We start from the raw sequence: 11,320 nt of genomic DNA, 5'->3' as shown, positions 1-11,320 counted from the left end.
TTCCCGCCGCGCACACCCCCGGGCTCGCACCGTCCCCGGGTCGCTGGTGGCTGCGTACGTCGGTACTCGTCCCATCTGCGCCTTGCCGGCCCAGTCTATCGGCAGCCGCAAGTCGGTTTGTCCGCCGCCGCGACGGCGCGCGGAGGCGGTTAGGCGGGGGTGTTCTGGGCACAACTCAGGTCAGCGCGCGGGGCGGGGCGGTTGTGACGGCTGCCTGGGTGGGATCATTGTGAGGCGTCGGTATGTCATGTTGTGACCGGTTTTGATGGGGATTATCGTTCCGGCACTGGAGGCCGCCGGGAACCGGCGGCTCGATTCGTTCGTAGATGGGGTCGAAGCCATGGCTGATGAGGCAACCGGCGCGGGTACCGCCACCAAGCGGGCCCGCAAGGCCGTGGCAGGCGAACCAGGGGAGGGGACCGTGACCACTACCGCACGGCACAAGACCAGCAACGATTCCGCGCTCGTGGCCCCCGGCCGCACCCGCACCCCCGCCGCGGCGGTCCGCGGCGGCGGCGCGGAGGCCGTGGACCCGGCCGAGCTTCCCGTCCGCCCGGGCGAGGACCCGTGGACCTCGCAGGAGGTGCACGAACTGCACGCCGAGCTGATCAGCGAGCTGGACCGGCTGCAGAACGAGATCGGCGCCGCCGAGGCCGCGATCACCGGGCTGATGCGGGACTCCAACGACGGAGCCGGCGACGACCAGGTCGACGCCGGTACGAAGAACATCTCGCGGGAGAGCGAGCTGGCGCTGGCCAACAACGCCAGGGACAGCCTCGCGCAGGTCGAGCGGGCCCTGGGCCGACTGGAGGGCGTCGGCTTCGGGACCTGCGAGTCCTGCGGCCAGGCCATCGGCAAGGCCCGCATGCAGGCCTTCCCCCGGGCGACGCTCTGCGTCCAGTGCAAGGCCAAGCAGGAACGCCGCTGACCGGGGCGACGCGGGGGGTCGGGCTTGCCGTACGCTCGACCCCGTAACGTCGCCTGACTCGTCGAGGTCGGCGACCACCGGCCCACTCTCCCCCGACCTTCGGCCCCGGGGGACCCTCATCGGCAGCGGAGCGGATCATCAGTACGCAAGGTTCCCCCCAGACGCGGGACGAGTCCGTCCCGACCCCCGCCGAAGCCCTGGAGGAGGCCGTGGCCGAGCCCGGTGAGGTGACCGCTCCGGTCGAGCAGGAGGCACCGAAGGGCCGTCGGCGGATCGGTGTCCTGCTGGGCGTCGCGCTGGTCGCCTTCCTGATCGACCTGGGGACCAAGCTGCTGGTGGTCGCCCGCCTGGAGAACCACGCGGCGATCAAGGTGATCGGCGACGTGGTGACCTTCCAGGTGATCCGCAACTCCGGCGCCGCGTTCGGCATGGGCCAGGCGCTGACCATCGTCTTCACCGTGATCGCGGCGTCGGTCATCGTGGTCATCTGGCGGATCGCCCGCCGGCTGTACAGCCTCCCCTGGGCGATCGCGCTCGGGCTGCTGCTCGGCGGGGCGCTGGGCAACCTGACCGACCGGCTGTTCCGCTCGCCGAGCGCCTTCCGCGGCCACGTCGTGGACTTCATCTCCGTCCAGCACTTCGCCGTCTTCAACCTCGCCGACTCGGCGATCGTCTGCGGCGGCATCCTGGTGGTGCTGCTCTCCTTCCGCGGCAGCAACCCGGACGGCACGGTCCACCAGCCGGCCGGCAAGGGCGCGGGCGGCAAGGACGGGGCGGCCGGGGGCGACGCCGACGGGGACCGGCCCGGCCCGACCGCGTAAGGGGCGGCTCCCGCGTCCGGCATACTCGTACGGGTGAGTACCGCAGCGCAGATCCGCAGCCTCCCCGTACCCGACGGCCTGGAGGGCGAGCGTCTCGACGCCGCTCTCGCCCGGATGTTCGGTTTCTCCCGGACGAAGGCCGCCGAGTTGGCAGCCGACGGCAAGGTGACGCTCGACGGCGCCCTGGCCGGCAAGTCGGACCGGGTCACCGCCGGCTCCTGGCTGGAGGTCGAGATCCCGGCCCCCGCCGCGCCCGTGCGGATCGTCGCCGAGCATGTCGAGGGCATGCGCATCGTCCACGACGACGAGGACATCGTGCTCGTCGACAAGCCGGTCGGCGTCGCCGCCCACCCCAGCCCCGGCTGGACCGGTCCGACCGTGATCGGCGGCCTGGCCGCGGCCGGCTACCGGATCTCCACCTCGGGCGCCGCGGAGCGCCAGGGCGTCGTGCACCGGCTCGACGTGGGCACCTCCGGGCTGATGGTGGTCGCCAAGTCCGAGCGCGCCTACACCGACCTCAAGCGCCAGTTCCACGACCGGGTGACCGAGAAGAAGTACCACACGCTGGTGCAGGGCCACCCGGACCCGATGAGCGGCACCGTGGACGCGCCGATCGGGCGCCACCCCAGCTCCGACTGGAAGTGGGCGGTCATCCAGGAGGGCAAGCCCTCCGTCACCCACTACGACCTCATCGAGGCCTACCGGGCCGCCTCGCTGCTGGACATCAAGCTGGAGACCGGCCGGACCCACCAGATCCGGGTGCACATGTCGGCGCTGCGCCACCCCTGCGTGGGCGACCTGACCTACGGCGCCGACCCGACGCTGGCCAAGCGGCTCGGGCTGACCCGGCAGTGGCTGCACGCGGTCTCGCTCGCCTTCGAGCACCCGGCCGACGGCGAGTGGGTGCAGTTCGGCAGCGAGTACCCCGAGGACCTGCGCAGGGCGCTGGACATCATCTCGGCGGAGAGCTGACATGAGCTCCTTCGCGGCGCGGATCCGGGTGGCCGAGGGCGCGGACGACCTGGCACTGGTGCGGGGCGTCCGGCACGAGGTGTTCATCGCCGAGCAGGGCGTGCCCGAGGAACTGGAGTACGACGACCTCGACGCGACCTCCGAGCACCTGCTGGCGGTCGGCCCGGAGGGCGAGCCGCTCGGCACCGCCCGGCTGATCCACGGCCCGCAGGCGCTCGCCCTCACCGGCGGGACGGCGGGCCGGGTGCTGCTCGGCCGGCTCGCGGTGGTGAAGGCGGCGCGCGGCACCGGGCTGGGCGCCGAGCTGGTCCGCGCCGTCGAGGCGGCCGGGCGCGGGCGGGGCGCCCGTGAGGTCGAGCTGCACGCGCAGGTGCAGGCGCTGGGCTTCTACGAGCGGCTCGGCTACACGGCGGAGGGGCCGGTCTACGACGACGCCGGGATCCCGCACCGGACCATGACCCGGGTGCTCTAGGGCCGGTCCCGGTCCCGGGCCGCGCCGGGACCGGGGTGCTCCTCCGTGCGCAGTCGTCGGCGCCGTCTCGTACCGGCTGAGCAGCGCCTCCAGGCCGGTCGCCACCACCCGGACGGTGAGCCGGCCGACGGAGCCGAGCAGGAACAGCGGCACCAGGTGGTGCAGGCCGTCGTCGTGCCGGTGGAAGATCCGCTCCCGCGGGGCGGCGGCGAGCGTCAGCGCCGACCCGGCCCCCAGCTGCAGGGGGATCCGGCAGCGGCGCAGCAGTGCCCAGACGGCGTCGTCCGGGTGGCTCGCGGCGACGCGCTGGAAGACCTGGTCGACGATCCGGCCGACCACCAGGGTGGCGGCGATGGCGGCGAGCAGGCCGGTCAGCGGCCGGAGCACAGACACCTCGTCGTCGGGCGGTGGGGCGGGACGGGCGGACGACACCCGGGCATAGTCGGATGAATCGGGCGTCTCGGCCCGGCCCGGCCCGGGCGGCCTTATCGGACGCCTACCGGCACGGCGGATACGATCACCGACCATGGAGCTCGGTGGGGCGTGGCGTCGGTGGCGCGGCCGCGGAACGGCTGTCGGACGAAGAGTGCTGGCCGCGGCGGTGGCCCTGGTGGTGGTGGCCGGAGTCGGCACGGCGGTGGCGGTGGCCGCCGGCGGGGACGAGCCCGTCCGGCAGGAGGATCGTTTCCTCAGCATGCCGGAGACGCCCGGCAGCGACGCCACGGTCCAGCTGGACACCTCGTTCTTCACGACCGGGACGGGCCCCCGCCCGGCGGTCCTGCTCGCCCACGGCTTCGGCGGTTCCAAGGAGGGTGAGCGCGAGCGCGCCCAGCAGCTCGCCCGGCAGGGCTACGCGGTGCTGACCTGGTCGGCGCGCGGCTTCGGCCACTCCGGCGGCCGGATCGGCCTCAACGCCCCCGACCGCGAGGTCGAGGACGTCCGGCACCTGGTCGACTGGCTGGCCCAGCGGCCCGAGGTGCGCCTCGACGGGCCGGGCGACCCGCGGGTCGGCATCACCGGTGCCTCGTACGGCGGGGCGGTGTCGCTGCTCGGCTCCGCGTACGACAGCCGGATCGACGCGGTGGCCAGCCAGATCACCTGGTGGAACCTGGCCGACGCGCTGTTCCCGCAGGGCGTGCGGGGCTCGGGCGCGGTGGACGGCGTGTTCAAGAAGCTCTGGGCCGGCATCTTCTTCACCACCGGCTCGGCGGGGGACCTCGGCCCCTCGGGCGAGGCCCCGCGCGGTGGCACCGGGCCGCAGCAGGCCCCGGGCGATTCGGCGGACGCGACGGTCGGCTGCGGCCGCTTCCTGGACGAGCTCTGCCGGATGTACGACCGGGTGGCGACCGCCGGTCACGCCGATCCGGAAGCCGTGACCCTGCTGGACCGCTCCAGCCCGTCCTCGGTGGCCGGGCGGCTCAAGGCGCCCACCCTGGTCGTCCAGGGCCAGCAGGACTCGCTGTTCCCGCTCGACCAGGGCGATGCGATCGCCCGGGCGGTCGCGGCCAACGGCGCGCCGGTCGCGGTGGACTGGTTCGCCGGCGGGCACGACGGCGGCACCGACACCAGCGCCCGGGTGGACGACCGGGTCGGTGCCTGGTTCGACCGGTACCTGAAGGAGCCGGCCGGGCAGGACCCGGCCGGCTCCACCGGGCCGGCGTTCCGGGTGACCCGCACCGGCGGGGTGGACTCCACCGGCTTCCAGGCCGTGCTGCGCGGCGCCTCCGCCGACGCCTACCCCGGTCTGGCGGGCACCGGCTCGCGGCAGGTGGAGCTGACCGGCGGCAAGGCGGGCGCCGAGCAGACCTTCGCCAACCCGCCCGGCGGCGCGCCGCCCAACATCTCCGCGCTGCCCGGCATCGGCGCGCTCAGCCAGGCCGCCTCGCTCGGGGCCGGGCTCTCGCTCGACTTCCCCGGTCAGTACGCCGGGTTCGACTCGGCGCCGCTGGACGGGCAACTGCACCTGACCGGGCAGCCGACGGTCACGGTGAAGGTCGCGGCCGACCGGCCGGACGCGGTGCTCTTCGCCAAGCTGTACGACGTCGCGCCGGACGGCAAGCAGACCCTGCCGCAGCAGCTGTCCGCCCCGCTCCGGGTGACCGGCGCGGACGCGCCCGGCGGCCGGACCGTCACGGTGGCGCTGCCCACCGTCGACCACACCTTCGCCGCCGGGCACCGGCTGCGGCTGGTGCTCGCCGCGACCGACCTGGCGTACGCCTCGCCGGCCGAGCCGGCCACCTACCGGGTCTCCCTGGCCGGCCCGGTCACCGCGCCGACCGTCGCCGAGCTGGTCACCGAGGCCACCCCGCTGCCGGCCCGGACCTGGGTGCTGCCGCTGATCGCCGTCGCGGTGGCGGCCGCGCTGCTGCTCCTGCCGCGGCTGCGCCGGCGCGGCCGGACCGCCCGCGGGCCGGCCTACGACCCGGCGCTGGCCGAGGTGCCGCTGCAGATCACCGGCCTCGGCAAGCGCTACAAGGGCGCCACCGACCGGTACGCCGTCCGGGACGTGGGCTTCCGGGTGGAGCAGGGCCAGGTGCTCGGGCTGCTCGGGCCCAACGGCGCCGGCAAGACCACCACGCTGCGGATGCTGATGGGCCTGATCCGGCCCGACGCCGGCGAGATCAGGATCTTCGGCCACCTGGTGCGGCCCGGCGCGCCGGTGCTGTCGCGGGTCGGCGCCTTCGTCGAGGGCGCCGGGTTCCTGCCGCACCTGAGCGGCCGGGCCAACCTGCGGCTGTACTGGCAGGCCACCGGCCGCCCGGAGGCGGACGCGCACCTGGCGGAGGCGCTCGCCATCGCCGGGCTCGGCGAGGCGCTGGACCGGGCGGTGCGGACCTACTCGCAGGGCATGCGGCAGCGCCTGGCCATCGCCCAGGCCATGCTCGGCCTGCCGGACCTGCTGATCCTGGACGAGCCGACCAACGGGCTCGACCCGCCGCAGATCCGCGAGATGCGCGAGGTGATGGTGCGCTACGCCGCCGCCGGACGGACCGTCATCGTCTCCAGCCACCTGCTGGCGGAGGTCGAGCAGAGCTGCACCGACCTGGTGGTGATGGACCGCGGCCGGCTGGTCACGGCGGGCGCCGTCGCCGAGATCATCGGCGCGGGCGAGCACCTGCTGATCGGCACACCCGACTCGTTCGGGCCGTCGGAGCTGGCGGTGGCCGCCGACAAGGCGGGCGCGCTGGCCGGCGTGGGCTCGGTGGAGGTGGTCGAGGGCGGGCTGCTGGTGCGGCTGGACGGCATGGCGGCCAGCCAACTGCTGGCCGAGCTGGTGCGCCTGGGAGTGCCGGTGGAGCGGGCCGGACCGCACCGCCGGCTGGAGGACGCGTTCCTGTCGCTGATCGGAGGTGCGGCGTGAGCGCCGTTGTGTCACCGGACCACGTCTCACCGGACCACGCGCCCGGGTACCGGCCCGGGCGGACGCTGCCGCTGCGGATCGAGGCCCTGCGCCAGCTGCGGCGCCGGCGCACCCTGGTGATCGGCGGGGTGCTGGCCGCGATGCCGTTCGTGATCCTGGCGGCGTTCCAGATCGGCGGCACGCCGGGGCGGGCCGACCGGACCAGCTTCATCGAGCTGGCCACCGCCTCCGGCCCGAACTTCGCGACCACCCTGCTCTTCATGGGCACCGGCTTCCTGCTGGTGATCCCGGTGGCGCTGTTCTGCGGGGACACCGTGGCCTCGGAGGCCAGCTGGTCCTCGCTGCGCTACCTGCTGGCCGCGCCGGTGCCCCGGGCCCGGCTGCTGGCCCGCAAGTTCGTGGTGGGGCTGGCCTTCTCGGCGGCGGCCGTGGTGCTGCTGCCGACGATCGGGCTGCTGGTCGGCACCGCCGCGTACGGCTGGGGGGACCTGAAGCTGCCCACCGGCGCGACCCTGTCGGCGACGGAGGCACTGCCGCGGCTGGCGCTCGCGGTGGCGTTCGTGTTCCTGGGCGAGGTCGTGATCGCGGCGCTGGCGTTCTGGCTCTCCACCGCGACCGACGCGCCGCTGGGCGCGGTCGGCGGCGCGGTGTTCGCCTCCATCGTCACCGGGGTGCTGGACGCCGTCACCGCCCTCGGTGACCTGCGGGAATGGCTTCCCGCGCACTGGCAGTACGCCTGGGCGGACGCCCTGCAGCCGCAGTTGGAGTGGGGCGGCATGGTGCAGGGCGTCTCGCTGTCGCTCTCCTACGCGGTGGTGCTGCTGGCGCTGGCGTTCCGCGGGTTCGCGCGCAAGGACGTGGTGTCCTGAGGAGCCTGCGGAAGGGCGTCTGCGGAGGGGGTGCGCCTGGGTGGCGTACCCCCTCCGGGGCGCGGCCTACTTGACGGGAGAGTAGACCCGCTCGATCTGCTGGGTGCCGGACCGGGTGCGGTAGGAGCGCGTCCACTTGGTGGTGGCGTCCTTGCGGGTGCGGTCGGAGAGGACGTAGTAGTCCATCTGGGTCTGGCTCGGGGTGATGTCCAGGACGCCGTAGCCGTGCGAGTCCAGGTCGACCCACTTGACGTGCGGGTTGGCCGACTTGATCGCCGCGGCCGCCACCAGCGAGAGGGTCTGCGGGGCGACCTTGAGGACGTCGTCGATGTTGTCCGACGTCACCGAGGTCACCACGAACTCGGTGGCCGCGCTGCCCGAGAGCGGGTAGGTGGCGGCCTCGTTGGGGACGTCCGACGCCCAGGCGGAGTGGATGTCACCGGTCAGGAAGACGGTGTTGGTGATGCCGTTCGTCTTGAGGTGGCCGAGCAGCTCGCGGCGGTCGTGGGTGTAGCCGTCCCACTGGTCGGTGTTGACCGCGAGGCCCTCGCCCGGCAGGCCGAGCAGCTTGGCCAGCGGGCGCAGCAGGTAGTCCGGCAGCGAGAAGAAGGCGACCGGGGAGATCATCACCTCATTGCCGATCAGCCGCCAGGTGGTGTCGGAGGCGGTGAGCCCGGCCTTCAGCCAGTCCATCTGGGCGCGACCGGTGATGCTGCGGTCGGCCGAGTCGACGTCGCCGTTGCCGACCTTCACCTGCTCCGAGCGGAACGAGCGCTGGTCCATCAGGTGGAAGTCGGCGAGCTTGCCGTAGCGCAGGCGGCGGTAGGTGGTGCCGGCGATCGACGGGCGGACCGGCATCCACTCGAAGTAGGCCTGCTTGGCGGCGGCCATCCGGTCGGCCCAGTCGCCCTCGGTGCCGGGGGTGTGGTTCTCGGCGCCGCCGGACCAGGCGTCGTTGGCGAACTCGTGGTCGTCCCAGATCGCGATGGTCGGGACCTGCGCGTGCAGCCCCTGGAGGTCCTCGTCGGTCTTGTAGCGGCCGTGCCTGGTCCGGTAGTCGGCGAGGGTGAGGATCTCGTGGGTGGGGGCGTGCGGGCGCACGACCGAGCCGCGGGCGCAGAACTCGCCGGTCTTGTACTCGTAGATGTAGTCGCCGAGGAAGAGGAAGGCGTCCAGGTCGCCGCGGGCGGCGAGGTGGCGGTAGGCGGAGAAGTAGCCGGCCTCCCAGTTGGCGCAGGACGCGACGCCCAGGCGCAGACGGGAGAGGGCGGCGTCGGCGGCCGGGGTGGTGTGGGTGCGGCCGACCGGGGAGACGGCGGCGCCGGCGGTGAAGCGGTACCAGTAGAGGGTGTCCGGGGTCAGGCCGCGGACGTCGGCCTTGACGGTGTGGTCGGAGGCGGCGGTGGCGGTCACCGTGCCGCTCGCCGCGATCCGGGTGAAGCCCTTGTCGGTGGCGAGCTCCCAGCGGACCTCGGTGGCCGGGCCCGTGGCGGAGCCGGGAACGGCGTCGGGGGTCGGGGTGACCCGGGTCCAGAGCAGGATGCCGTCGGGGAGCGGGTCGCCGGAGGCGACGCCGTGCAGGAACTGCGGGGCGGTCGCGGCCGAGGCCGCGGAGCCGAGGGCGAGCGGCAGGGCGGCGGCGCCCGCCACGATCGCGGTGGCCTTCAGCACCTGGCGGCGGTGCGTGCGGGCAGCGGTCATGTCATCGACAAGGTCAGTCACGGCGGACAGGCTACCGGTCGGTAACGCGCCGCTCCATAGGTCGGACTGACTGTTCGTCGCCGCTTCACCGACGCGTGGCCTCCGCCACCGCCGCGCGGGCGCGAGGCCACCCGGTGGCCATGAGCGATGATGGGGGGAGTCTCCGCCCGCCCTGCAAGGAAGTCCGACCGTGGCCCAGATCCTGCTCCTCCACTCCGTCTACGGACTGCGCCCCGCCGTCCACGACGCCGCCGACCGGCTGCGCGCCGCCGGGCACACCGTGCACACCCCGGACCTGTTCGACGGGAAGACCTTCGACGACGTCGAGGAGGGCATGGCGTACAAGGAGGAGCTCGGCAGTGACGAGCTGCTGCGCCGGGCCGTCGGCGCCGCCGCCCCGCTGCTGGGGTCGGGAGCCTCGCTCGTCTACGCGGGCCTCTCGCTCGGCGGCTCGCTCGCCCAGAACCTCGCGCTGGCCGACGAGAAGGCGCTCGGCCTGCTCCTGCTGCACGGCACCTCGGACATCCGGGAGGACGCGGCGACCTCGATCCCCGTCCAGCTGCACGTGGCCGAGCCGGACCCGTTCGAGTCCGAGGACTGGCTGAACGCCTGGTACCTGCAGCTGCGCCGGGCCGGCGCCGACGTCGAGGTCCACCGCTACCGGGGCGCCGGTCACGTCTACACCGACCCCGAGCTGCCCGACTACGACGCCGAGGCGGCCGAGCGGACCTGGGCGGTGGCCCTGGACTTCCTCGCCGAGCTGGACGACCAGGCGGCCTGAGACGCGCCCCGTGCACAGGAAGTCGGCCCGGCCGACTTCCTGTGTATCGAGCCTGGCTCAGCTGCTACGGCACCGGCGCTGGTACCGGCACCGGCGCTGCGCCGCGCAGCAGGCCGCGCGCGAACTCGGCGACGCCAGCGGGGATGTAGGTCGGAAACCGTCCTCGGCGGGAGCTGGGGGAGGATGGCGGGGTGACACAGCGGAGATACGAGTACGCACCGGCGGCGACGCTGCCGGGGCTGTTGCAGCGGGGCCGGGGGCTCGGGGCGCGGATGGCCGAGGAGGACCCGGCGGCGGCCGCCGAGCTGGTGTACGGGTGCGTGCGGTGGGACTGGCGATGGGAGCCCGTCGATCAGCGGGCGCTCTACCTGGCACGACTGGTCAGGGACCTCGCGCTGCCGGTCGGGCCGGTGGTCGAGCTGCTGGCGGGGGACGAGGACGCCTGTGAGCGGGCCGGCGCGGTGCTGGTGCTGCTGGCGCTCGACGGGTCGGCGCAGGCCCGGGAGGCGCTGCGGGCGTATGTGCGGGTGGGGCGGCACTGGGCGCCGGTGCTGGAGGCGATGGCGGACCGGTGGCCGGTGGAGTGGTGGGAGGACCTGGCGGAGACGGCCGGGGAACGGGCGCGGCGGGATCCGGCGGACCGGTGGGGCGAGCCGTGGACGCGTTGGGGGTGGGTCCGGCCGGGGCCGGGGCCGGTGCACGGGCCCCGGGAGGCGAAGCCGTTGGCGAGGACGGGGAACGCGGAGCTGCTGGAGCTGCTGGCGGATCCGGCCGAGTCGCAGGAGCGCCGGACCGCCGCGCTGGACGTGCTCGACGACCGGGGGCCGGAGCCCGGGGTGCTTCCGCTGGTGCCGTCGCTGGGGACGGCGGACGGCAGGTACGTGCTGTGGCCACTGACCGGGGTGCTGGAGAAGCTCGGCGCCCGGGCGGTGCCCGCCGCGCGGGAGTGGGCCGCGGTCACGGAGCCGGACTGGCTGCGGGCGCAGGGGCAGTGGGTACTGGCCGAGTACGGGGCGGCCGAGGACGTCCCGGTGCTGGTGGCGGAGCTGGAACGGCACTGGGTGCGGCGGCACTGGTGCGGGCCGAGGAGACAGGCCAAGGCGCTCGCCCGGTTCGGGCCGGCGCAGGCCCGGGACGCCGTCTCGCTGCTGCGCCGGTTCTGGCTGTGGACGCCGCACTCGTACGAGCGGGCCGCCTACCTGGAGGCGCTGGCCGCGATCGGCCCGGCCGGGCTGGGCGCGGTGTACACCGAGTCGCTCCGGGACTGCGAGGCGGCGGCGCGGCTGCTGGCCGTCGGGCACGCGCCGGACGGCCCGGAGGTGCGGGAGCGGCTGGCCTACCTGCGGGACGACCCGATGGAGGAGGTGGAGGTCAGGGCCGCCGCCGGGGAGCGGCTGGCGGCCCTGGCCGGGTAG

General features: G+C 74.4%; 10 protein-coding genes. 9 read left to right on the top strand and 1 reads right to left on the bottom strand.

Annotated features, from left to right (window positions below; translation table 11 throughout):
• Positions 1-421: 421 nt before the first annotated feature.
• The 7 genes from ABZ495_RS04135 (at position 422) to ABZ495_RS04105 (ending at position 7,423) form a co-directional block, all read left to right on the top strand.
• The gene (locus ABZ495_RS04135; RefSeq protein ID WP_359834327.1) at positions 422-928 is read left to right on the top strand and encodes a TraR/DksA family transcriptional regulator; all 507 of its coding nucleotides are present in this window, start codon (positions 422-424) and stop codon (positions 926-928) included.
• 209 nt (positions 929-1,137) lie between these two features.
• Entirely contained in the window at positions 1,138-1,749 is a 612-nt protein-coding gene (gene lspA / locus ABZ495_RS04130; protein WP_352287138.1) for a signal peptidase II, read from the top strand.
• Positions 1,750-1,782: 33 nt separating this feature from the next.
• Positions 1,783-2,721, top strand: a complete 939-nt coding sequence (locus ABZ495_RS04125; protein WP_329487246.1) for an RluA family pseudouridine synthase — start codon at positions 1,783-1,785, stop codon at positions 2,719-2,721.
• A gap of 1 nt (position 2,722) precedes the next feature.
• On the top strand, positions 2,723-3,193 hold the full coding sequence (locus ABZ495_RS04120; protein WP_329487245.1) for a GNAT family N-acetyltransferase: 471 nt from the start codon (positions 2,723-2,725) through the stop codon (positions 3,191-3,193).
• Between the two features lie 156 nt (positions 3,194-3,349).
• Positions 3,350-3,643: a hypothetical protein gene (locus ABZ495_RS04115; RefSeq protein WP_359834326.1), complete on the top strand. Its 294-nt coding sequence runs from the start codon at positions 3,350-3,352 to the stop codon at positions 3,641-3,643.
• A gap of 76 nt (positions 3,644-3,719) precedes the next feature.
• A complete protein-coding gene (locus ABZ495_RS04110) occupies positions 3,720-6,554 on the top strand; it encodes an alpha/beta fold hydrolase (RefSeq protein ID WP_359834324.1) in 2,835 nt (944 codons plus the stop codon).
• Positions 6,551-7,423, top strand: a complete 873-nt coding sequence (locus ABZ495_RS04105) for an ABC transporter permease subunit (protein ID WP_359834322.1) — start codon at positions 6,551-6,553, stop codon at positions 7,421-7,423. Before ABZ495_RS04110 ends, ABZ495_RS04105 begins: the two co-directional genes overlap by 4 nt.
• A gap of 66 nt (positions 7,424-7,489) precedes the next feature.
• Here ABZ495_RS04105 and ABZ495_RS04100 read toward each other — a convergent pair whose 3' ends face one another.
• Positions 7,490-9,124, bottom strand: coding sequence for an alkaline phosphatase D family protein (locus tag ABZ495_RS04100; protein ID WP_359834396.1), 1,635 nt, complete (start codon positions 9,122-9,124; stop codon positions 7,490-7,492).
• A 190-nt stretch (positions 9,125-9,314) separates the two neighbouring features.
• Here ABZ495_RS04100 and ABZ495_RS04095 point away from each other — a divergent pair, with 190 nt between their 5' ends.
• A complete protein-coding gene (locus ABZ495_RS04095) occupies positions 9,315-9,905 on the top strand; it encodes a dienelactone hydrolase family protein (protein ID WP_359802518.1) in 591 nt (196 codons plus the stop codon).
• A gap of 191 nt (positions 9,906-10,096) precedes the next feature.
• A complete protein-coding gene (locus tag ABZ495_RS04090) occupies positions 10,097-11,320 on the top strand; it encodes a hypothetical protein (RefSeq protein WP_359834321.1) in 1,224 nt (407 codons plus the stop codon).

It is taken from the genome of Kitasatospora sp. NPDC005748, assembly GCF_040630735.1.
Lineage (GTDB): Bacteria > Actinomycetota > Actinomycetes > Streptomycetales > Streptomycetaceae > Kitasatospora.
Note: the sequence above shows the minus strand (reverse complement) of the source record. Positions and strands in the feature narration are given on the sequence as shown.